Origin of the sequence: Allobosea sp. LC85 (genome assembly GCF_000735605.1) — a bacterium.
Lineage (GTDB): Bacteria > Pseudomonadota > Alphaproteobacteria > Rhizobiales > Beijerinckiaceae > Allobosea.
Genome location: NZ_JPKG01000019.1, coordinates 47,058 through 66,349 on the forward strand (window position 1 = coordinate 47,058; position 19,292 = coordinate 66,349).

Annotated in this window: 21 protein-coding genes and 1 tRNA gene; 8 read left to right on the plus strand and 14 right to left on the minus strand. The window is 63.9% G+C overall.

The annotated features are described in order from the left end of the window. Window positions 1–68: 68 nt before the first annotated feature. The 4 genes from FG93_RS09065 to FG93_RS33155 all read right to left on the minus strand — a co-directional run bounded on the left by FG93_RS09065 (window position 69) and on the right by FG93_RS33155 (window position 3,799). Entirely contained in the window at window positions 69–968 is a 900-nt protein-coding gene (locus tag FG93_RS09065; protein ID WP_043233830.1) for a 2-hydroxy-3-oxopropionate reductase, read from the minus strand. Further along, the gene (gene hyi, locus FG93_RS09070) at window positions 895–1,773 is read right to left on the minus strand and encodes a hydroxypyruvate isomerase (protein ID WP_081881427.1); all 879 of its coding nucleotides are present in this window, start codon (window positions 1,771–1,773) and stop codon (window positions 895–897) included. The genes FG93_RS09065 and hyi overlap by 74 nt, the downstream gene beginning before the upstream one ends. An 18-nt stretch (window positions 1,774–1,791) precedes the next feature. Next, window positions 1,792–3,567 (minus strand): glyoxylate carboligase, encoded by a 1,776-nt coding sequence (gene gcl / locus FG93_RS09075; RefSeq protein ID WP_043233831.1) that lies wholly within the window; start codon window positions 3,565–3,567, stop codon window positions 1,792–1,794. A gap of 76 nt (window positions 3,568–3,643) precedes the next feature. Then, window positions 3,644–3,799, minus strand: coding sequence for a hypothetical protein (locus FG93_RS33155; RefSeq protein ID WP_162531537.1), 156 nt, complete (start codon window positions 3,797–3,799; stop codon window positions 3,644–3,646). A gap of 325 nt (window positions 3,800–4,124) precedes the next feature. On the opposite strand from FG93_RS33155, the gene FG93_RS09080 reads away from it, so the two are divergent. The 8 genes from FG93_RS09080 to FG93_RS31720 all read left to right on the plus strand — a co-directional run bounded on the left by FG93_RS09080 (window position 4,125) and on the right by FG93_RS31720 (window position 11,157). Further along, window positions 4,125–5,324 carry an ABC transporter substrate-binding protein gene (locus FG93_RS09080; RefSeq protein ID WP_043234023.1) on the plus strand — a complete coding sequence of 400 codons (1,200 nt, stop codon included), beginning with the start codon at window positions 4,125–4,127 and terminating at the stop codon, window positions 5,322–5,324. Between the two features lie 75 nt (window positions 5,325–5,399). Further along, window positions 5,400–6,266, plus strand: a complete 867-nt coding sequence (locus FG93_RS09085) for a branched-chain amino acid ABC transporter permease (RefSeq protein ID WP_043233833.1) — start codon at window positions 5,400–5,402, stop codon at window positions 6,264–6,266. A gap of 6 nt (window positions 6,267–6,272) precedes the next feature. Next, window positions 6,273–7,247, plus strand: a complete 975-nt coding sequence (locus tag FG93_RS09090; protein WP_043233834.1) for a branched-chain amino acid ABC transporter permease — start codon at window positions 6,273–6,275, stop codon at window positions 7,245–7,247. Window positions 7,248–7,251: 4 nt separating this feature from the next. Next, window positions 7,252–8,037: an ABC transporter ATP-binding protein gene (locus FG93_RS09095; RefSeq protein WP_043234025.1), complete on the plus strand. Its 786-nt coding sequence runs from the start codon at window positions 7,252–7,254 to the stop codon at window positions 8,035–8,037. Then, window positions 8,034–8,756, plus strand: a complete 723-nt coding sequence (locus FG93_RS09100) for an ABC transporter ATP-binding protein (protein ID WP_043233836.1) — start codon at window positions 8,034–8,036, stop codon at window positions 8,754–8,756. Before FG93_RS09095 ends, FG93_RS09100 begins: the two co-directional genes overlap by 4 nt. Window positions 8,757–8,773: 17 nt before the next feature. After that, window positions 8,774–9,544 carry an aspartate/glutamate racemase family protein gene (locus tag FG93_RS09105; protein WP_043233837.1) on the plus strand — a complete coding sequence of 257 codons (771 nt, stop codon included), beginning with the start codon at window positions 8,774–8,776 and terminating at the stop codon, window positions 9,542–9,544. Window positions 9,545–9,673: 129 nt separating this feature from the next. Further along, a complete protein-coding gene (locus FG93_RS09110; protein ID WP_043233838.1) occupies window positions 9,674–10,396 on the plus strand; it encodes a GntR family transcriptional regulator in 723 nt (240 codons plus the stop codon). A 350-nt stretch (window positions 10,397–10,746) separates the two neighbouring features. Then, a complete protein-coding gene (locus FG93_RS31720) occupies window positions 10,747–11,157 on the plus strand; it encodes a hypothetical protein (protein ID WP_081881405.1) in 411 nt (136 codons plus the stop codon). Here FG93_RS31720 and FG93_RS09125 read toward each other — a convergent pair. From FG93_RS09125 to FG93_RS09170, 10 genes are all read right to left on the minus strand, one after another. Beyond that, window positions 11,128–11,204: transfer RNA gene (locus FG93_RS09125), tRNA-Arg, on the minus strand. The two genes, FG93_RS31720 and FG93_RS09125, sit on opposite strands and share 30 nt — an antisense overlap. A gap of 141 nt (window positions 11,205–11,345) precedes the next feature. After that, window positions 11,346–11,732: a phosphoribosyl-ATP diphosphatase gene (hisE, locus tag FG93_RS09130; RefSeq protein ID WP_081881406.1), complete on the minus strand. Its 387-nt coding sequence runs from the start codon at window positions 11,730–11,732 to the stop codon at window positions 11,346–11,348. A 142-nt stretch (window positions 11,733–11,874) separates the two neighbouring features. Beyond that, window positions 11,875–12,381 (minus strand): RNA pyrophosphohydrolase, encoded by a 507-nt coding sequence (locus tag FG93_RS09135; RefSeq protein ID WP_043233842.1) that lies wholly within the window; start codon window positions 12,379–12,381, stop codon window positions 11,875–11,877. Continuing rightward, window positions 12,378–13,586, minus strand: a complete 1,209-nt coding sequence (locus FG93_RS09140; protein WP_043233843.1) for a divergent polysaccharide deacetylase family protein — start codon at window positions 13,584–13,586, stop codon at window positions 12,378–12,380. Before FG93_RS09140 ends, FG93_RS09135 begins: the two co-directional genes overlap by 4 nt. A gap of 125 nt (window positions 13,587–13,711) precedes the next feature. After that, on the minus strand, window positions 13,712–15,046 hold the full coding sequence (locus FG93_RS09145) for a S41 family peptidase (RefSeq protein WP_043234029.1): 1,335 nt from the start codon (window positions 15,044–15,046) through the stop codon (window positions 13,712–13,714). Further along, window positions 15,046–16,416, minus strand: coding sequence for a murein hydrolase activator EnvC (locus FG93_RS09150; RefSeq protein WP_081881407.1), 1,371 nt, complete (start codon window positions 16,414–16,416; stop codon window positions 15,046–15,048). Before FG93_RS09150 ends, FG93_RS09145 begins: the two co-directional genes overlap by 1 nt. Continuing rightward, window positions 16,413–16,892 (minus strand): 23S rRNA (pseudouridine(1915)-N(3))-methyltransferase RlmH, encoded by a 480-nt coding sequence (gene rlmH, locus FG93_RS09155; RefSeq protein ID WP_043233844.1) that lies wholly within the window; start codon window positions 16,890–16,892, stop codon window positions 16,413–16,415. The genes FG93_RS09150 and rlmH overlap by 4 nt, the downstream gene beginning before the upstream one ends. Window positions 16,893–16,904: 12 nt before the next feature. Beyond that, entirely contained in the window at window positions 16,905–17,234 is a 330-nt protein-coding gene (gene rsfS / locus FG93_RS09160) for a ribosome silencing factor (protein WP_074471540.1), read from the minus strand. Between the two features lie 150 nt (window positions 17,235–17,384). Then, window positions 17,385–17,996, minus strand: a complete 612-nt coding sequence (locus FG93_RS09165; protein ID WP_043233847.1) for a nicotinate-nucleotide adenylyltransferase — start codon at window positions 17,994–17,996, stop codon at window positions 17,385–17,387. Then, window positions 17,993–19,234, minus strand: coding sequence for a glutamate-5-semialdehyde dehydrogenase (locus tag FG93_RS09170; RefSeq protein ID WP_052513583.1), 1,242 nt, complete (start codon window positions 19,232–19,234; stop codon window positions 17,993–17,995). Before FG93_RS09170 ends, FG93_RS09165 begins: the two co-directional genes overlap by 4 nt. Between the last annotated feature and the right edge of the window lie 58 nt (window positions 19,235–19,292).

Below are 19,292 nucleotides of genomic sequence, written 5' to 3' on the forward strand. Positions count from 1 at the left end.
GCCTGCAACCGCCGTCGGAAAGCCGACGACAGGCGCGCGAGCGATCGACAATTGGTTACGCGATCTCGTCATTGCGCTCGGCGCAACGCAGCGCCGATCTCATGTCCGGCCAGCAGTTCCAGCGCCTTGACCATCGCTGAGTGATCCCACGCCGCCCCGCCGTGCGCAGCGCAGGCGTTGAACAATTCCTGCGTTGTCGCCGTGTTGGGCAGCGACATGCCGAGTTGGCGAGCCGTCGACAAAGCGAGATTGAGGTCCTTCTGATGGAGCTCGATCCTGAAGCCAGGATCGAAGGTCCGCTTCACCATGCGCTCACCGTGAATCTCCAGGATCTTCGAAGCTGCGAATCCACCCATCAAGGCGCTTCTCACCTTTGCAGGATCGGCGCCGGCCTTGGCCGCCAATAGCAGCGCTTCGCCGACCGCTTCGATCGTCAGGGCGACGATGATCTGATTTGCGACCTTGGCGACTTGGCCGTCGCCATTGTCGCCGACCAGCGTGATGTTCTTGCCCATCAGGTCGAAAAGCGGCCTGATTGCAGCAAATGTCTCAGCAGACCCTCCCACCATGATCGACAAGGTAGCGTTCTTCGCGCCGACCTCTCCACCCGAGACTGGCGCATCGAGATACTCGCAACCGAGCGCGTTGATCCGCCTGGCGAAATCCTTTGTGGCGATCGGCGATATCGAGCTCATATCGACGACAACCTTGCCCTGCGACAACCCGGACGCAACGCCATCCGGATGGAAGAGCGCATCCTCGACATGCGGCGTATCCGGAACCATGAGGATGACGACATCCGACCGTTGCGCGGCTTCCCTGCCCGAGGCGCAAGCATGCCCGCCGGCGGCGATCAGATGCTCCGGCACCCGCGAGGCGGTGTAGAGGGACAATTCATGACCGGCCTTGATCAAATGGCCGGCCATCGGCGCGCCCATGGTGCCGAGGCCGACGAACCCCACCTTCATGCTTCTTCTCCCATTTTGCGTGCGCTTGCGTTCGCGCCGACGCGAGCCAATCGAGGCCGCGTACCGTGTCGGCCTTTGGCCTGTATTCGCAGCCGATCCAGCCGCTATACTCAATCATCTGAAGGTGCTTGATAAGAAATGGATAGTTGATCTCGCCCGTTCCGGGCTCATTGCGTCCGGGATTGTCGGCAAGCTGGATGTGTCCGATTGCGGAGAAGAGCTTTGAGAGCGTGTTGGCGAGCTCTCCTTCCATGCGCTGCATATGATAGATATCGTATTGCAGCTTGATGTTCTCCGATCCTGTATCCCGAATAATTCCGATCGCGGCTTCCGAGCGGCTCACGAAGAAGCCGGGAATATCGTAGGTGTTGATCGGCTCGAGCAATAAACCGACGCCGATCTGTTCCAGCCTGTCCGCAGCGAAACGGAGGTTTGCGACCAAGGTCTCGCGCGCGGCCGCCTGCGGCACGTCAAGAGGCGAGATTCCGGCGAGACAATTGATCTGCGGCGCACCAAGGGCGATGGCGTAGTCGATCGCCACTTCGACGCCGGCGCGAAATTCATCAACGCGATCCGGATGACAGGCGATCCCGCGCTCGCCCGCATCCCATTTTCCGGCGGGCAGATTGAACAGGACCTGTCTCAGCCCGTGCGCGTGTAGCCGGTCCGCAAGCTCAGCCTTCTCGTAGTCATAGGGGAAGAGATATTCCACTCCCGCAAAATCCGCCTTTGCGGCGGCAGCGAAGCGGTCCATGAACCGGAGCTCGGTGAACAGCATCGAGAGATTGGCGGCGAAATTCAGCATCGTCATGATCCCTGACGCTCACGCGACCAACGCGATCGCCGTCGGCGCGTCTTCAACGCTCTGCGCCAGGTCTTCGAACTCCGTGACATTGTCGATTTCCGTTCCCATCGCGATGTTCGTGACGCGCTCGAGCATGATCTCGACAACGACGGGAACCCGATGTTCGTCCCTCAGCTTTCTGGCTTCCTCGAGCGCCGGGCGGATCGCCTCCGGCTCAACGACGCGGAGCGCCTTGCAGCCAAGCCCTTCGACGACCTTGACATGGTCGACGCCATATCCGGCCAACTCCGGCGCATTGATATTGTCGAAGCCGAGCTGGACGCAGTAGTCCATGTTGAATCCGCGCTGCGCCTGCCTGATCAACCCGAGATAGGAGTTGTTCACGACGACATGGATGTAGGCGAGATTGAACTGGGCGCCGACCGCGAGCTCTTCGATCAGGAACTGAAAGTCGTAATCGCCCGACACACCGACCACCTCGCGCGTCGGGTCGGCAGCAACCACGCCCAGCGCCGCTGGTACAGTCCAGCCAAGCGGCCCCGCTTGGCCGCAATTGATCCAATGGCGCGGCTTGTAGACGTGGAGGAACTGCGCCGCAGCGATCTGCGACAAACCGATTGTTGAGACGTAACAGACATCGCAGCCGAAGGCTCTGTTCATCTCTTCATAGACGCGCTGCGGTTTAATAGGCACCGTATCGAAATGCGTGCGGCGCAGCATCGTTCGCTTGCGCTCGCGACATTCGTTCACCCAGTCGGTTCGGCTACGCAGCTTTCCCGCTGCTCGCCATTCACGTGCTACCTCGACGAAAAGAGCCAGCGCAGCTTTCGCGTCCGAAACGATCCCGTAGTCGGGTGCGAGCACGCGGCCGATCTGCGTCGGCTCGATGTCGACATGAATGAACCTTCGGCCTCTGGTGTAGACCTCGACCGACCCGGTGTGGCGATTGGCCCACCTGTTGCCAAGACCAAGCACGAAATCGGACGCGAGCAGCGTGGCGTTTCCATAGCGCTGGCTCGTCTGGAGGCCGGCCATTCCGGCCATCAGCGGATGATCGTCGGCGATCGAACCCCAACCCATCAGCGTCGGAATCACCGGCGTCTCGACGATCTCGGCAAATTCGACGAGCAGCGAGCAGGCATCCGCATTGATCACGCCGCCGCCAGCAACGATCAGCGGCCGCTCAGCCGTCATGAGCATGCCGAGCGCTTTCTCGATCTGCGCGCGCGAGGCGCCAGGCTTGTAGACCGGCAGCGGCTGATAAGTCTCGGGATCGAATTCGATTTCCGCCGTTTGCACGTCGACCGGCAGGTCGATCAGGACCGGACCGGGACGCCCCGACCGCATGAGATGAAACGCCTGTTGAAACACGCCCGGCACCTGGGCCGGCTCCAGCACGGTGGTCGCCAGCTTCGTCACCGGCTTGGCGATCGACGCGATGTCGACCGCCTGGAAATCCTCCTTGTGCAATCGGGCGCGCGGCGCCTGGCCGGTGATGCACAGGATCGGGATCGAATCCGCGATCGCTGAATAAAGGCCGGTGATCATGTCAGTTCCGGCAGGGCCGGACGTGCCGATGCAAACCCCGATATTGCCGGCCTTGGCCCGGGTGTAGCCCTCGGCCATATGTGCCGCGGCTTCAACATGCCTGGCGAGCGTGTGCCTGATGGAGTTGCGCGGCCGCATCGCTGCGTAGAATGGGTTGATGGCGGCGCCGGGAACGCCGAAGGCGCAGGTTACGCCCTCGATCTCCATGATCATCACCGCGGCTTGCGCCGCCGTCATCTTCGCCATCGACCTTCCCCTTCAACGTTTCCGACTTTCTAGGTCGTGAGCGCTGCAACGAGAATTATCGCGCCAAAGATAAGACTTATTCGAACCAGTAATGGCCGCTCCAGATCTGTGTACCACTGTCAAGTGGAGCCGGATTCCAGGCGGGCGCGGCAAAGCCGATCATCTCACGCAGCAAATCCGCATCAGGGCTCTTCTCCAGCAGCCCACGCAGGTTCATCATCTCGTCGGTCATCGGGGGTCTCTCGGGTCAGGAGTGGATCTCGCAACCCAAACCTAACCGGCAATCGCCGATGACCACCTCAGCTACACCACCTTACGGGACACGATCCCTGTCCTTCCCACTCTCTCCGCAGATCCCAGCGTGCCCAGAGAACGCAAACGGCTCTTCTGCAATCTAGTCACGGCTAGACGTTCAATCGCAAACGGCATGCTCAAGTTCATTGTCAACAATTGAAGACCGCATTGTTGACAATGAAACGATTCAGGATTTCACTTCCCCGTCCGCGGCGTGATCTGACGACAGGGCGCTAAAGCGCCCGCTTCCAATGGGGAACACCATGATCAACCGACGCTCTGCAGTGACATTCATGGCGCTTGGCACCGCTTCCGTGCTGTCCATCATGGCAGGCGCATTCTCCGCGAATGCAGCCAACAAGGAACTCAAGATCGGATTTGTCGGCGTGACCAGCGGTCCCGCCGCCGCCTGGGGCACCTCCAACGTCCGTTCGATGCAGACCCGCGCCGAATGGATCAACGAGATGGGCGGCGTGAAGATCGGCGGCGAGACCTACGACATCAACATCATCACCTTCGATGATCAAAAGGATCCGAAGCGCGCGATCGCCGGTATGGAAAAGATGGCGCAGGAGGGCATCCATTACGTTGTCGGCCCCAATGTCGACGACGGTGCGGCCGCCGTGCGCCCGGTGGCCGAAGCGAAGGGCATCATCTACTTTCCTTACGCCTTTCCCAAACCGCTCTACGTCGCCCCCGCCTCGAACGCCATTCTCGGCATGATCGCCAACTACCAGTCTGGCCCTGCGATCTATAAATTCCTCAAGGAGAAGAAGGGCGTGAAGACGATTGCCTTCGTCGCGGCCAACGAATCCGATCCGCTAAGCCAGCGTGAAGGTGGAGTCGCGGCAGCCAAAGCGCTCGGGCTGCAAGTGGTGGCGGAAAAGGATACCTATCAGAATGACACGCGCGACTTCACGCCGGTGCTGACCCCTGTCGTGAAGCTGAAGCCCGATCTCCTCGTGCTCTCGGGCGTGGCGCCCGGCAATGCGCCGCTGCTCATCCGTGCCGCTCGGGAACTCGGCTATAAAGGGCTGATCTCAACGGAAACGGCGCATGACGCGAAGGTTCTGCAGGAAGGCGCCGGCGAACTCGCCGACGGCTTCATCTCGGTCGGCGGCGCATCAACGCCGGAAATCGCCTCGGACATGATGAAGGAATTCGTCCGGCGCTACACCAAGAAGTTCGGCGAATACAATGACGAGTCGAACACCAAGGTCTATGCCCTCGACTATATTCTCGAGACGCTGAAGGCCAATCCGGCGGCCATCAACAATGTCGAGGAATTCAAGAGGACCGTGGACACCTTTTCAGCGCCCAACCCCTATGTGAAGGGCGAAGGCAAACTGAAATATGTCGGTACGGCATCCTTCGGACAGAAGCGACAAATCGCAGTGCCGATGGTCGTCAACACGTACAAGGACGGCAAGTTCGAAACGCTGTTCGTTGGGGAAGTCGACTGAACGGTCGCTAATTCTTTGGAGCACGGGGGCCTAACCTTTAGGTCTTGGCCCCCTCGCTGACCGGGCGCGGACTCGATGGAACAGGTTTTCGCCAACGGGCTCTATCTCGGCGCGCAATACGCCCTGATCGCCCTCGGACTCACGCTGATCTTCGCTCTGATGAATGTCCTCAACTTCGCTCATGGACAGATGTACGTCCTCGGGGGATTCATAACCTATACCGTCTATGCGCGCCTCGGATTGCCGTTCGTGGTGGCATTGTTCGCATCGGGCGTGACGCTGGCGACCGTCGGGGCCCTCATCGAAAAATTCCTGTTCCGGCCGGTCATCCGGCGGAGCGTCCGCGAAGAGAGCACCATGCTGCTCGCCGCCGCGATCGCCTTCCTCCTCGATGCGCTGATCCTGCTGCTCTTCGGGGAAAAGCAGCGCGGCGTGCCGAAGATCGTCAAAGGCGTGTTCACCTCCGATGCGCTGATCATGCCCTATGACCGCATACTGGTCGGCATATTGGCCATCGCTTTCATCGCGGCCTTCGTGCTCTTCATGCAATACAGCAAGCCCGGCCGCGCCATGCGGGCGCTCGCCCAGGACCGGGTCGCCGCCCAGCTCATGGGGGTCAGGGTCGATCGCTATTCGATGATCGGCTTCGCGCTGGGTGCGATGCTGGCGGGCGTCGTCGGCGGATTGCTCGTTGCGATCACCGGCATCAGTTCCGGCATTGGCGGCCCAATCTCGATCAAAGCGTTCATGATGGTGATGATCGGCGGCGCGGGCGTCGTTGGCGGTGCCATCGCCGGCGGCTTCATCTTGGGAATGCTGGAATCGGTCGGCCTTTCCGCACTGCACGACTATGGCGACATCACCTATCTGGTGATTTTCGCCGCACTGATGGTCTTTCTCAGCCTGCGTCCGAACGGGCTCATGGGCAAGCCCTGGGGATAAGCTTGCATGTCGCCGACGAAAAAACTCGCCGCGACGGCGGCGTTTCTCGCCAGCGTCCTCGTCGCCGTGCCGTGGGCGATCGCGGCGACGGGGCGTAATGACCTCTACTACACCTTGACCTCGGTCGCGCTGCTCAGCATCGCCAGCGCCGGAGTATGGCTGACCTTTTATATCGGCCGCATCAACATCGGCCAGGGCGCCTATGCGCTGATCGGCGGCTACACGTCCGCCATCCTCGTCGTCGACTATGGCGTCTCCTTCTGGCTGACGCTGCCGATCGCCGGGCTGTTCTGCGCGGCAGCGAGCGTCCTGATCGGCTTGCCGATCCTGAGGCTGCGCGGCGTCTACTTCGCCATGGTCACGCTGGTTCTGACCGAGGTCGCACGGCTTCTGGCGCTGGCGCTGCCGATCACCCATGGCGCCTCGGGAATGGTGAGCATCCCAGCGCCCGGTGCGATCCGGCTGTTCGGCGTCACCCTCGTCCCGGACTTCGCCACGCTCCAGAACCCGCGCCTTGCCTTCTACATCGTCTCGGTCGTCCTGATGGCACTGTGCTATGCGGGCCTCTACAGGCTGGTCCATTCGCGGATGGGCCGGCTGTGCCTGTCTCTCCAGCAGAACGAGGAACTGGCCTCCTCGATCGGCGTCAACATCGCGTGGCTCCGTGTCGTAGCCTATGCGATCTCCTCCTTTCTCGGCGGCATCGGCGGCGCGATGTTCGCTGCGATCGCACAATCGATCTACCCCTCAAGCTTCACCGTCACCGACTCGGTCAACTTCATGCTGAACTGCTTCCTCGGCGGGCTCGGCTATGTCTTCGGTCCGATGATCGGCACCTTCGTTCTCTATTTCGGCTGGGATTTCCTCTTCCAGACCGGCGAGTACCAGTTGCTCATCTATTCATCCCTCCTGATCGCGCTGATGCTGTTCCTGCCGAATGGGCTTCTCAGCCTGCGCCCCGCCGCGAAGAAGCGAGGGTAAGACGATGACGCAACTCCTGCAGGTGTCCCAGGTGACCAAGCGCTTCGGCGGCCTGGTCGCAGTCAACGATGTCTCCTTCAGCGTCGCGGAGGGCGAGATCGTCTCGGTGATCGGCCCGAACGGGGCGGGCAAATCCACGCTCTTCAAAGTCATCTCGTCCTTCCTGAAGCCGACGGCCGGAGAGGTCCGCTTCCGCGGCGAGCGCATTTCAGGCCTCGCTCCCCACATCGTCGCACGCAAGGGCGTCGTCCGGACGTTTCAGGAAACGACGATCTTCAGGGGCATGACGGTGCGCGACAACGTCATCATCGCGCACCACCTGCGCTCCAAGGCCAACCTCGCCGGCTTCTTCGTCGGCTCGGCCACCGCGCGTCGCGACGAGGCGGAGTTCGGCCGCTCGGCGGACCAGATCCTGAACTTCCTCGACCTCGGAGCCATCAAGAATGAGGTTGCAAGCACCCTGCCGCATGGTTTGCTGCGTGCCCTTGGCATCGCCATCGGCCTTGCAACCGATCCCACGGTCCTGCTGCTCGACGAACCCTTCGCGGGAATGAACCATGCCGAGACGAAACGGGCGGTCGAGCTGGTACGGGCCGTGCGCGAGCGCGGCGTCACGGTCCTCCTGGTCGAACACGACATGGTGGCCGTGATGCGGATTTCCGACCGCATCGTCGTCCTCAACTTCGGCTTGAAGATCGCGGAAGGGACGCCGGCCGAAATCCAATGCAACCCCAAGGTAATCGAGGCTTATCTCGGCAGCGAAGACGAGACGATCGGACTATTGCCATGACCCCGTTGCTCGCGTTTTCGGACGTCGAACTTTACTACGATCACGTCTACGCGCTGAAAGGCGTAACGCTGGAAGTCCATGAGGGCGAAACCGTGGCGCTGATCGGCGCCAACGGAGCCGGCAAGTCGTCGATCCTGCGCGCCATTACCGGGCTCAAGCGTGTGAAGGCGGGAGAGATCCATTTTGCGGGCCGGCGGATCGACGGGCTTGACCCCGACGAGATCGTCAGGATGGGCCTCGCCATGGTGCCCGAGGGCCGGCGCGTCTTTCCCTATATGTCGGTGAAGGACAATCTCCTGATGGGCGCCTTCACCCGATCCGACAAGGCGGGGATCGATCTGACTCTGGAGATGGTTCTCTCTCGATTTCCGCGTCTGAAGGAGCGCTATTCCCAGACCGCCGGCACCATGAGCGGCGGAGAGCAGCAGATGCTCGTCATCAGCCGGGCGCTGATGGCCAAGCCCCGGCTGCTGCTGCTCGACGAACCGTCCCTCGGCATCGCTCCCAAGCTGGTGCAGGACATCGCCCGTTCGATCGTCGCCATCAACCGGGACGAGAAAGTGAGCGTCCTCCTGGTCGAGCAGAACTCCCGCATGGCGCTGAGAATTTCGCAGCGCGCCTATGCGCTCACGACCGGCTCGGTCGCCTTGTCGGGACGTTCCGCCGAACTCCTCGACGACGAGCGCGTGAAGCAACTTTACCTCGGCGGCGAGCTTTGAGATCGGCGAACACGGCCATGCGCATTCTCGTGATCAATCCGAACACCACCGCTTCGATGACACGCAAGATCGGCGTGGCGGCCGTCGCCGCCGCGTCCGCGGGGACCGAGATCATCGCCGTCAACCCGGAGTCCGGCCCGGCCAGCATTGAGGGCTATTTCGACGAGGCTTTCTCGGTGCCCGGCTTGATCGCAGAGATCAGGAAGGCTCCGGACATGGACGCCTATGTGGTGGCGTGTTTCGACGATACCGGCCTCGATGCCGCGCGCTGTGCGACCGCCGCGCCTGTGATCGGCATCGGCGAGGCGGCCTTTCACTTGGCAAGCTTGATTGCCGGCAAGTTCAGCGTGGTGACGACGCTGTCGCGCTCGGTCCCGGCGATCGAGCACAATCTCGTCAAGTACGGGCTCGCGACCCGTTGCGCCAAGGTGCGGGCATCGGATGTGCCGGTCCTCGAACTGGAACAGCCCGGTTCTGGCGCGCGCCATCGCATATCCGAGGAGATCAGTCGCGCGCTCCGCGAGGACCGGGCGGAGGCGATCGTGCTCGGCTGCGCGGGCATGACCGATCTGGCGTCCACGCTCGCGCGCGAACACGGCGTGCCTGTTCTGGATGGCGTGGCCTGCGCGGTAAAGCTGTGCGAGGGGCTCGTCAGCCTCGGCCTCAGGACTTCGAAGGTGGGCGGTTACGCCGCGCCGCGTGAAAAGCCCTTTTCCGGTGCATACGCGTCATTTTCGCCAGCTGAAGGCCCGCTTGAGACCGCCCCTGGCAAGGCGGAAGCGTCCTAGCCGGGGAGCGGTTCAGTTGCGCACCGGCCGTTATGGACCGGGCGCCTCTGCCTGCCGAACGGGTCGTTTCTACGCGAATGGAACATGCGCTAGATAGCGAGCACGTTGCAGGGGAATCGAGAGACTGGCATGGCGGCCGAACGCAATATCCGCGCTGGGAAACGGGACGACGCAAAGGCGGCCAAGCGTTGGCCGGAGGTGTATAGCGCCTTGAAGGACGCGATCCTGTCCCATCGCCTCACGCCCGGCACGAAACTCCCGGAAGATGAGCTGGCCTCGATCTACGCCGTGGGGCGGAGCGTCGTCCGCGCCGCGTTGCAGGCTCTCGCCCATGACCGGCTGGCGCGGCTCGAGCCGAATCGCGGCGTCTTCGTGGCGCACCCGTCGAAAAAGGAGGCTCGGGAGATCTTCGAGGCCCGCGCGCTGATCGAGCCTCGGGTTGCAGCCCTTGCCGCGGACGCCGCAAAACGTCACGATATTTCACTCCTGCGCAAGCATCTGGAAGAAGAGCATGTGGCGCTCAAGAGCGGGCGGGTCAGCGACGCCATAGCGTTGTCGGCGCGCTTTCACGTGACGTTGGCGCAGATTGCCGATCACTCGACCTTCACCGGGATGGTCGAGGAACTCGTCTCGCGTTCCTCGCTGATCATTGCGCTCTACTGGCAGCGCCGCGATACGACCTGCGAGACCCATGCTCATCACGAGTTGGTCGAGGCCATCGCCAAGGGTGACGGGAAGGGCGCCTCCGACCTGATGAGAGGCCACCTCGTCGATCTGCTCTCGGGCCTCGACCTGACGTTGGGTGAGAGCGGAGCGCAGAGTCTCACGGACATCTTGCAGCCGAAGGGCTGATCATGTGCCCGATCGCGCTAGAAGGAGCAGCGAAGTCGAAGCTTTATGCTGATCGATCGCATGCGGTCTTGCCACCTGCGCCAGCTGACAGGGAGCGATGACTCTGCGCACCGGCACGTCGCGATAGGGCAAGGTCCATCGCTACTACACCTGCTCAACCTGCGCACGGATGGGCAAAACGACTTTGCAAGGGCCGCTCGATCGCCATGGACAAGCTCGACACGCTCGTCACCGATCACCTCGATCGGCTCTTGCACCCGACCGCCCGACCGAGCTCCTGGCCTCGACCCTGCAGCGCCGCCTCCAGAAGGGAGTGGAGGTCGATCAGCGCGTCACGGCGCTGCAGAGCGATGGAAGCCGAGGAGAAGCTGAAGCGGCTCTACCCTATGATCGAGGACGGGCTGACCGAACTGGACGACATCCTGAAAGAGCGAATCGCCGATCTGAAGCTCAGCCGCGACAAGGCAAAAGCGGCACTCGACCGAATCACGCGCTCCCGAACCGGCCCGCACTCACTCGCCCCGGCGTTGATCGATGCCTTCGGCCGTGTCATGCGCGACAACATCACGAGGGGCGAGATTCCGTTCCGGAAGGCCGACATCCGCACCCTGGTGGATCGTATCGAAGTCGACGATCACATCGTTCGCATCGTCGGCGACAAGGCCACCCGCGAACAGGCGGTGGCTCTTGGCGCTTCGACGGAAAAGGCGGTTCGCTGTTTTGAACCGAAATGGCGCGCCCGAAAGGATTCGAACCTCTGACCCTCAGATTCGTAGTCTGATGCTCTATCCAGCTGAGCTACGGGCGCGTATCAGGTGGCTCGGCCGTGGCCGTGTCGATCTGATGTGGCGGGAATAACCGCAACGCTTCGGCTTGGCAACCCCCGTCTTCCCGGAAATCTGACATTCCCGGGGATGAGGCTGCGAGTGCGGAAAAACCGGCCTGATGCTCAGTCTTCGCGCGAGCCGCCACCGATAATCGCGGTGACCTCGGCGCCTTCCTGCCTCGTCTGCTTCGCGGTCCGATTCTTCGGCAGTTTCTCGGCGATGCCGTAGAGCTGTTCGCGCCGGTCCATCTCGCGCCAGACATCCTGGGGCGCGATACCGATCTCGCTCCAGAGCACGACGAGATTGTAGATCAGGTCGGCGCTCTCGAGGATCACCCGCTCGCGGTCGGCCTGGACCGCTTCCAGCCCGACCTCCACCGCCTCCTCGGCCAGCTTCTTGGCCATCTTCGGCAGCCCCTCGCCGATCAGCTTGGCGGTGCGCGAAAAGGCCGGGTCGCGCGTGCGCGCGGCAAGAACCGCAGTGTGAAGCTTGAAAACCGAATCAACCATATCGCGAGCGTCACCCCCTCATGTGAGCATTTCGTGACAGGGAGCATCAGGCAGCAAGCAGCGCGAATCACTCCCCAGGGAATGGTAGTGCAAAACCAGGCGCGCGAAATGTTTGTTTCACACAGAGTCAGACTTGGAATGATCAGTCCGCTGCGAAGACAGAAAAGGACCGGACCACGTCGCGATAGACGGCCTGTTTGAACGGAATGATCAGATCGGGTGTCTCGTCCAGCCGTGCCCAGCGCCAGGCGTCGAACTCTGCCTTGTGACCGCCAGCGGGGTGCAGGATATCGATCTCGCTGTCGGGACCGTCGAGACGGAAGGCGAACCATTTCTGGGCCTGGCCTCGCCAGCGGCCCTTCCAGGCTTGATGGCCGATATCCACGGGAAGATCGTAGCTCAGCCAGTCCGGCACCTCGGCCAGCAGCGAGACGGAGGTGACATTCGTCTCCTCCTGCAGCTCGCGCAGTGCCGCCTGATAAGGCGTCTCGCCGGGATCGATGCCGCCTTGCGGCATCTGCCAGGCAAAGCCCGGCGCGACATGCTCGCGCTTGGTCTTGTCGGCCCGTCGCCCGACGAAGACGAGCCCGTCGCGGTTGAACAGGGCGAGCCCGACGCAGGGGCGATAGCCGGGAGGCGGCTCGGTCATTTCAGGGAACCTGTGGTGGAGGGATTGCGCAACCCGCGAGCTGCGCTGACCGGCACGATGACGAGGCCTTTGGCTTCGAGCGATTTGGCCCAGCGGGCGATGCGCTCGATCGAGACCGGCAGTGCACTCGCCGCTCCGATCGCCACACCCTGTTCGCGCGCCAGAGCCTCAAGCCGTTGCAGCTGCTGGTCGATCGCGTCGGCGCGGGTGACCGTATCGATCACCCTGTCGACCTTGAGCGCCGGGATCTGCGCCCGCGCCGCCGCGCTCGCGAGCTGGCTGCGCGAGGAGGAGCCGTCATCGACAACCATCAGCCCGCGACCGGCGATCTCGCGCAGGACCGGTGACAAGGCGTTCTCATCGGCGGTCAGCCGGCCGCCGAGGAAATTGACGATGCCGACATAGCCGGTGAAACGACCGAGCACCCAATGCAGCCGGTCGAGATTTTCAGCTGCCTTGGGGCCGGCGAGCAGGGTGTGCGGCCCGGGATCGTTGTCGGGATAGTCGAACGGTTCCATGGGAACCTGCAGGAAGACCTCGTGGCCGTCGCCGCGAGCTCGCTGTACGACGCGTTCGAGCTCTGCCCCGTAGGGCGCGAAGGCCAGCGAAACCGCCCCCGGCAGCTGCGTGATCGCATCTGCCGTACCGTTCTGGCTGATGCCCAGCCCGCCGACGAGGAGGGCAATGCGGCCGGCAGGCCTGGTCTCGGCTGCCGGGCCTGGCGGGCGGGCATAGACCTGCATCGGTGTCGTACCGTCCGATCCGACCTTCGGAAGGAGGCCGAACCGGCTGCGTTCGACCAGCCGGTTGTCCGGGGCCGGGGCGAGCTTGACCTCGCCGCTGTCGGGAATCGTGATGACGATGGCACCCGGTGCATCTGCCCCCGGGCGCACCACGGTCACGCCTGATTCGGTTTCAAGCTGACGTGCGGTCGACTGGGAGCGTGGATCCCTGGCGTTCGGTTCGACGGCAGGCGCAGCCGCGATCTCCCGTGAAGGCTGCCTGATCTCGATCGCGGCAGTCGCCATGGGCTCGCCACCGTCGGGATCGCGCCGGAACAGCAGGATGGCCACCACCGCGAGCGCCGTGCACCCCACCGCTCCACTCAGCGCAAACGACATCCAGCGCGCCCACGGCTTGCCGTGGTGCACCGGGCGATCCTGCCCCAAGGGCCGATCGAGCTCGGTAAGCGGCGTTCCGGCCAAGGGCAGCCGTCCTCAGCTGTTCGAAACGGACCCGAATCAGCGGCCCGCACGCCTAGTCTTGGCGCGTGCGGCGCCAGCAGTCGAGAGCGCCGGATAACGGCGCCCTCCTCGCACTCGAATGAAGATCAGTTCGGCTTGGCGGGCTCCGGGGTCGGGGCCGGCGCAGCCACGTCCTTCTTGACGCCGCGCAACTGGTTCAGCGCGGCAAGCAGCTGCGTATCCTTGGCCGGGTCGTTCGGCACGTACGAAGCCGAACCCGACTGCTCGTCCTTGCCGTCGCCCGACTTGAGATGCCCCTTCAGCGATGCCTCGCCCTTGCTGTCCGTCAGCTTGTCCTTGAGCTCCGGCGGAATCTCCTGGACGACCTCGATATCCGGCGTGATGCCCTTGGCCTGGATCGAATTGCCCGACGGCGTGTAGTAGCGCGCCGTGGTCAGGCGCAGGCCGCCATTCGAGCCGAGCGGGATCACGGTCTGGACCGAGCCCTTGCCGAAGGAGCGCGTGCCCATCACGGTCGCGCGCTTGTGATCCTGCAGGGCGCCGGCAACGATCTCGGCCGCCGAGGCCGAGGAGCCGTTGATCAGAACCACGACCGGCTTGCCCTTGGTCAGGTCACCCGACTTGGCGTTGAAGACCTGGGTCTCCTCGGCATTGCGGCCGCGCGTCGAGACGACCTTGCCGCGCTCGAGGAACGCGTCCGACACCAGCACCGACTGGTCGAGCCTGCCGCCGCGATTATTGCGCAGATCGATCACATAACCCTTAATCTTGTCGACGCCGATCTCGGCATTCACCTTGTCGATCGCCTTGCGCAGCCCTTCATAGGTCTGCTCGCTGAAGGTGCCGATGCGGATATAGCCGACATCGCCTTCCACCCGCTCTTCGACGGCCGGCACGACGATGGTGGAGCGCGTCAGGGTGAACTCCAGCGGATCCGGCTTGCCCGGTCGCTCGATCTTGAGCTTGACCTGTGTGTTGATGATGCCGCGCATCTTCTCCACGGCCTGGGTCAGGCTCAGACCCTTCACCTGGTCACCATCGATCTCCCTGATGATGTCGTTGGCGAGGATGCCCGCCTTGGAGGCGGGCGTGTCGCGAATCGGCTTGGCGACCTTGAGGACGCCGTCCTCCATCGTGACCTCTATGCCGAGGCCGCCGAACTGGCCGCGCATGTCCGTGTCCATGTCGCGGAAGCTCTTGGCGTCGAGATAGGCCGAATGCGGATCGAGCGAAGAGACCATGCCATTGATCGCGGCCTCGATCAGCTTCTGCTCGTCCGGCTTCTCGACATAGTCGGTGCGGATCTTCTCGAAGATGTCACCGAACAGGTTGAGGCTGCGATAGACCTCCGCCGAGGCCGCGACCGCGCTGGTCGAGGACAGCAGGTGGGTCTGCGTCGCCAGACTGGTAAGGCCCGCGCCAACGATCGCGCCGGCGAGAACGAGGGAGACCTTGCGCATCATCCGCGAACCTTTTCGCTTTGCGATTTCGTCCACCACGGTGCCGGGTCGATCGAAACGCCGTCTTTTCTGAACTCTATATAGAGAACCGGTTCCCCGGTCCCCGAACCTACGATCGTCGCCGCAGCTTCCGACGTTTGACCCATTATCGCAACCGGCTCCCCCGCAAGGACGAACTGGTTCAGCGACACGTCGATCCGCTGCATGCCGGCCAAGAGCAAATAGTACCCCCCACCCGCATTCAGGATCAAGAGTTGCCCGAAGGAGCGGAACGGCCCGGCATAAACAACCCAAGCGTCGGAAGGCGCCGAAACTAGGGCATTAGGGCGGGTTGTTAGCGAAATACCGCGCGTTGTGCCGCCAACCCCGTCATTGTCACCAAAACCACGCAATTGTGATCCGGCAGCAGGCAGCGGCAGCATGCCGCGAGCTTCCGAGAAAGCAATCTTTGGCGCGAGCCGGGCCGGGTCCTTGAAGGCGAGCGCCGCCATGCGCTGCCGCTGCTCGCGGGTCTCGGCTTCCAGAGCCTGGCGCGCAGCTTCGGCGGCGCGATTCGCGACTGAGATTTCCTTCTCGATGCGCTCGACGAAATCCCGCAGGCCCTTCGCCTGCAGCGCAAGCTCCCCGCTCATCCCGCGCTGCGCCTCGATATCCTTGGCGGCGCTGGCCTCGCGCTCGCGCCTGGCTTCGATCAGCGAGGCAAGGCGCTGACGCTCGCCCGCGAGCGCTTCCAGCTCGCCGGTCATCGCCTTGCGCTCCTCCGCAATCCCACCGCGCAGCCGCACCAGCTCACCGAGATCGGTGCTGAGGATTTCGATCTCCTGGCGCAGATCGGGCACCACCGCGCCCAGCAGCATCGAGGCGCGCACGGCCTCCAGGATATCCTCCGGCCGCACCAGGACGGCTGGCGGCGGCCGGCGGCCGATCCGCTGCAGCGCGGCCAGGACTTCGGCGATCAGGCCGCGGCGGCCCTCGAGGGAGCGCCGGATCGCGGTTTCACTGGTTTGCAGCAGCACCAGCCGCTCCTCGATCGCGCCGATACGACGTTCGACGCCTTGGGTACGGGCCGCCGCCTCGAGCAGCGCCTTGTTGAGCCCGGCCCGATCGGCCCGGATCGTGGCGATCTCCGCCTCCAGTTTCGTTCGCGCCTCGGCATTGCCCGCCAGCCGCTCCTCGATCGCCTTCAGCTCGGCTTCACGGGCCTGCTTCTCAGCCAGCTTCTGCGCGATCTCGGGCGCCACGCGATCCGGGTCGGACGCCAGCTCCTGGGCGTTGGCCGGCAGAAGGCTGAGACCGAGCGCGAGCCATAGCAAAGCGGCGCTGCCGAGGCGGCGCGAGCTGGCTCGAATCACTGATGCGACGGACGTCATGCGCGATGATAGGGATGTCCGGCAATAATCGTCATGGCCCTGTAGAGCTGCTCCAGCGCAAGCACGCGCACGAGTTGATGCGGCAGCGTCAGGGCCCCGAAGGCAAGCGTCAGGTCGGCGCGATCCCGAATGGTCTCGTCCAGCCCGTCCGCGCCGCCAATCACGAGGCTCGCGGTGCCCGCACCGGCGTCTCGCGAGGCCGCGATCCTGCCGGCGAAGGCATCGCTCGTCAGGCTCCTCCCGCGCTCGTCAAGTGCGATCAGCAGCCCCGGCGAGAGCTTTGAAAGGATAGCGGCAGCTTCATCGCGCTTGCGCTCCTCAGCCCGCCGCGCCCGGCTTTCAGGCAGTTCCGTGACATCGGGCCCGCTCAGGCCAAGGCTGCGCCCGAGAGCATTGCTCCGTTCGCGGTAGCGCTCGCACAGGTCCCGCTCCGGCCCGTCCTTGAGCCGGCCGACGGTGATGATGGCGAGCCGCACCGGAGATCAGGATCAGCCGACGAGCCGCTCATTCGGGCGGTCGGCGCCCCACATCTTTTCCAGATTGTAGAATTGGCGCACTTCCGGCCGGAAGACATGGACGATGAGATCGCCCGTATCGATCAGCACCCAGTCGCACGCAGGCATGCCCTCGACTTTCGGCGTCGGCAGCCCCGCCTTCTTGATGGCCTCGACGAGGCTGTCGGCGATCGAGGCGACATGACGATTCACGCGTCCCGACGCGATGATCATCGCATCAGCCAGCGAGGTCTTGCCAACCAGGTCGATGACGGTGATGTCCTCGGCCTTCATATCTTCGAGAACATGGATTGCGAGGGCCACGCTGTCGGCGGACGGGTTTCCGGGGACAGCAGCCTGGGGAAGCGGCTTCGGCTCGGCTTCACCAAGGGTTTGACGGTTCAGTTCCGTATCCTCACATGACGACGCGCTCTCAGCGCGACGATCCCAAATTAAGCGATATGAGGTCGAAATTCAATCGCGACCAGCCAACTCGCGCAAATAGGTCGAGGACAGCTCCGAGCGCCGGCCATGCAGGAACACCCAGGCGGGGGGCTCCAGCAGCGGCAGGGCGGCGGCCGCATTCTCGGAAACCCGCCAGCGCGACAACCAGTTGGCAGCCGGCGAAGCCACCGCGCGATGCGTCGATCCCGGGCGGTCGATCACGGCGATCGGCATCATCCGGGCAATGGCTCGCCACTCGTTCCAGCGGTGAAAACCCGCAAGATTGTCGGAACCCATGATCCAGACGAAGCGGACGCCGGGACAGCGCAGCTTGAGCGCGCGCAGGGTATCGGCGGTATAGCGGGTGCGCAGGCTCGCCTCGATTCCGGTGACATGGATGCGGGCGTGATCGGCAAGCTCTTGCGCCGTCGCGATGCGTTCGCCGAGCGATGGCAGCGCCGCGTTGTCCTTGAGCGGATTGCCCGGGCTGACAAGCCACCAGACGCGGTCGAGCTGCAGCCGGCGCAGCGCCGTCAGGCTCGCCATGCGGTGACCGTCATGCGCCGGGTTGAAGCTCCCGCCGAACAGCCCGATCCGAAGGCCCGGCGCGTGGGGCGGCAGGCGCAGATCCTCTGCCCTCACGGCCGGATCTGGCCGCTGCCATGAACCCGGTATTTGAAGGAGCAGAGCTGCTCGACACCGACCGGCCCGCGCGCATGCATGCGCCCCGTCGCGATGCCGATCTCGGCGCCGAAGCCGAACTCGCCGCCATCGGCGAACTGGGTGGAGGCATTATGGACGACGATGGCCGAGTCGACTTCGGCCAGGAAGCGCTGCGCCGCCGTGTCGTCAGCGGTCACGATTGCATCCGTATGGTGCGAGCCGTAGCGTTCGATATGCGCGATCGCCGCATCGAGCCCGTCGACCACCTTCACCGCGATGATACGGTCCAGATATTCGGTCGCCCAGTCCGCCTCTGTTGCGGGCGTCACCTGCGGATTGGCGGCCTGTGCAGCGACATCGCCGCGAACCGCGCAGCCGGCCTCGACCAGCATCCTGAGGAGCGGCTGCAAATGGGTCGCTGCGCAAGCGGCGTCGACCAGCAGGCTCTCGGCCGCACCGCAGACGCCGGTGCGGCGCAATTTCGCGTTCAGCACGAGCGCCTTGGCCATGTCGAGATCGGCGGCAGCATGGATATAGACGTGGCAGTTGCCGTCGAGATGCGCGAAGACCGGCACGCGCGCATCGCTCTGGACACGGGCGACCAGGCTCTTGCCGCCGCGCGGCACGACGACGTCGACGGTGCCGCCGAGCCCCGCCAGAATCTCGCCGACGGCTGCGCGATCGCGCGTCGGCACCAGCTGGATCGCATCGCCCGGCAATCCGGCAGCCTCCAGTCCCTGGCGGAGCGCAACAGCGATCTCGGTCGAGGTGCGAAAGCTATCCGAGCCCGCGCGCAGGATCGCGGCATTGCCGCTCTTCAGGCAGAGTGCGCCGGCATCGGCGGTGACATTCGGGCGGCTCTCGAAGATCACCGCGATGACGCCAAGCGGCGTCGCCACGCGCTCGAAGGCAAGGCCATTGGGTTGAGTCCAGCTGGCGAGCACCCGACCGACGGGGTCGGGTAGCAAGGCGATATTCGCAACCGCTTCGGCAACCGCCGCGAGCCGGGCCTCGTCCAGCATGAGACGGTCGATGAAGGCGGCGTTCTGGCCCGCGCCTCGCGCCTCGTCGAGGTCGCGCGCATTGGCGGCAAGGATCGCCGGCGCGCGCTCGCGCAGGGCCCCAGCCATCGCCATCAGCGCTGCATTGCGCTGCTCGGCCGACGCAAGCGCGACGAGCCGTGCGGCGGCACGGGCCCGCCGGCCGAGCGCATGCATGACCGTGCCGAGATCCTCTTGGCCGTCACTTGCAGAGACCACGCGCAGCGCGCCTTCG

Bases quoted from the DNA above. Each gene is read 5' to 3' on its own strand.
- FG93_RS09065 (WP_043233830.1), bottom strand. From the start codon at position 968: ATGAAGGTGGGGTTCGTCGGCCTCGGCACCATGGGCGCGCCGATGGCC.
- hyi (WP_081881427.1), bottom strand. From the start codon at position 1,773: ATGCTGAATTTCGCCGCCAATCTCTCGATGCTGTTCACCGAGCTCCGG.
- gcl (WP_043233831.1), bottom strand. From the start codon at position 3,567: ATGGCGAAGATGACGGCGGCGCAAGCCGCGGTGATGATCATGGAGATC.
- FG93_RS33155 (WP_162531537.1), bottom strand. From the start codon at position 3,799: ATGACCGACGAGATGATGAACCTGCGTGGGCTGCTGGAGAAGAGCCCT.
- FG93_RS09080 (WP_043234023.1), top strand. From the start codon at position 4,125: ATGATCAACCGACGCTCTGCAGTGACATTCATGGCGCTTGGCACCGCT.
- FG93_RS09085 (WP_043233833.1), top strand. From the start codon at position 5,400: ATGGAACAGGTTTTCGCCAACGGGCTCTATCTCGGCGCGCAATACGCC.
- FG93_RS09090 (WP_043233834.1), top strand. From the start codon at position 6,273: ATGTCGCCGACGAAAAAACTCGCCGCGACGGCGGCGTTTCTCGCCAGC.
- FG93_RS09095 (WP_043234025.1), top strand. From the start codon at position 7,252: ATGACGCAACTCCTGCAGGTGTCCCAGGTGACCAAGCGCTTCGGCGGC.
- FG93_RS09100 (WP_043233836.1), top strand. From the start codon at position 8,034: ATGACCCCGTTGCTCGCGTTTTCGGACGTCGAACTTTACTACGATCAC.
- FG93_RS09105 (WP_043233837.1), top strand. From the start codon at position 8,774: ATGCGCATTCTCGTGATCAATCCGAACACCACCGCTTCGATGACACGC.
- FG93_RS09110 (WP_043233838.1), top strand. From the start codon at position 9,674: ATGGCGGCCGAACGCAATATCCGCGCTGGGAAACGGGACGACGCAAAG.
- FG93_RS31720 (WP_081881405.1), top strand. From the start codon at position 10,747: ATGGAAGCCGAGGAGAAGCTGAAGCGGCTCTACCCTATGATCGAGGAC.
- hisE (WP_081881406.1), bottom strand. From the start codon at position 11,732: ATGGTTGATTCGGTTTTCAAGCTTCACACTGCGGTTCTTGCCGCGCGC.
- FG93_RS09135 (WP_043233842.1), bottom strand. From the start codon at position 12,381: ATGACCGAGCCGCCTCCCGGCTATCGCCCCTGCGTCGGGCTCGCCCTG.
- FG93_RS09145 (WP_043234029.1), bottom strand. From the start codon at position 15,046: ATGCGCAAGGTCTCCCTCGTTCTCGCCGGCGCGATCGTTGGCGCGGGC.
- FG93_RS09150 (WP_081881407.1), bottom strand. From the start codon at position 16,416: ATGACGTCCGTCGCATCAGTGATTCGAGCCAGCTCGCGCCGCCTCGGC.
- FG93_RS09170 (WP_052513583.1), bottom strand. From the start codon at position 19,234: ATGCATGCGCTCGGCCGGCGGGCCCGTGCCGCCGCACGGCTCGTCGCG.